The sequence below is a fragment of the Candidatus Methanocrinis alkalitolerans genome, from assembly GCF_029167205.1.
Taxonomy (GTDB): domain Archaea; phylum Halobacteriota; class Methanosarcinia; order Methanotrichales; family Methanotrichaceae; genus Methanocrinis; species Methanocrinis alkalitolerans.
This window is the reverse complement of sequence record NZ_JARFPL010000092.1, coordinates 1-1019: the sequence shown is the minus strand read 5'-3', so window position 1 is coordinate 1019 and position 1019 is coordinate 1. Positions and strand designations below refer to the sequence as shown.

Here is a 1019-nt window from a genome sequence, read left to right as displayed (position 1 = left end):
GGGCTGCTCCCGCCGCCGGTGCCGCTGCTGCGGCGGGGGCGGCTGCTGCTTCAGGTTCCTTCTTCTTCAGCTTAAGTGACAGTTTCTTTGCCATTTCCTTCGACCTCCTACACCCTCAAACGCAGAGATACTATAAATTCTTACTCCAGTATGCCCTCGTCCTGCAGGTACTCGATAACCTGCATGAACTGGCCCTCGCTCATGTTCAGCTTCGCCTTGATGGCGTCGACGTCGATGTCGCCGCCGGTCTCCTCGATGAAGGCGATGACGGCGTCCTCGTACTCGGACGGGTCCTCGATCTTCCACCCCTCGGAGATCTTCTTGCCGTCGACCTTCCTCTCGACCCCGTCGACCACGGGGTGGTCGACCTTCAGGAGGAACGCCTTCAGAGCCGTCAGGTCTGCCGCGTCCTCTTCGGTCGCGATCTTGTCGAACATATCGGCGTCGATACCGTCCTTGACGCGCTCCTTGAGCTCTTTGGGCATCCAGACGATACGTCTCCAGCCGCCGTCGGCCTGGAGGAACTTGGGCGAGAAGTAGTAGAGAAGGCCCATCCCCAGGAAACCGACTACCTGCTTTCCGCCGCCGGCCTGGCCGGCCATGGTGGAGAAGGGTAGACCGTTGGGGGTCGGGTTACGGAAGTCACGGTCGACGATCCCGATGCCGTCAACCTCGGGCATGTAGAACCCGATCGTCTCGAAACAGCCGCAGGAGGTGTGGGGCGCGTCGAAGAAGGTGTATAGAGCCATCCTCGAATACTCGCCGCCGGACCTTGATTCAGCCATCTCGTTAACCGACGCGTACTCGCCCTTGATCTCGTCGATGACTCCCTCCTTTGGTATGGCGAACTGGGGGCCCTCGGGGTCGACCTTGGCGGCGGCTCGGCCGTCGAACCAGGTGATGGCACCGCAAAGTGATGGTCTGTCGGGGGTGACGGCGCAGGCGCTCGTCGGGGCGAAGGCCTGACAGAGGGTGCAGCCGTAGAAGACGTCCACCTCTTCGTCGTGGAGACCCTTGGC

At 61.6% G+C, this 1019-nt stretch carries 1 protein-coding gene; it reads right to left on the bottom strand.

Annotated features, from left to right (window positions below; all coding sequences use genetic code 11):
- Nucleotides 1–140 precede the first annotated feature (140 nt).
- A partial coding sequence (cdhC, locus tag P0O24_RS12475; RefSeq protein ID WP_316970074.1) for a CO dehydrogenase/CO-methylating acetyl-CoA synthase complex subunit beta occupies nt 141–1019 on the bottom strand: 879 nt, incomplete at its 5' end.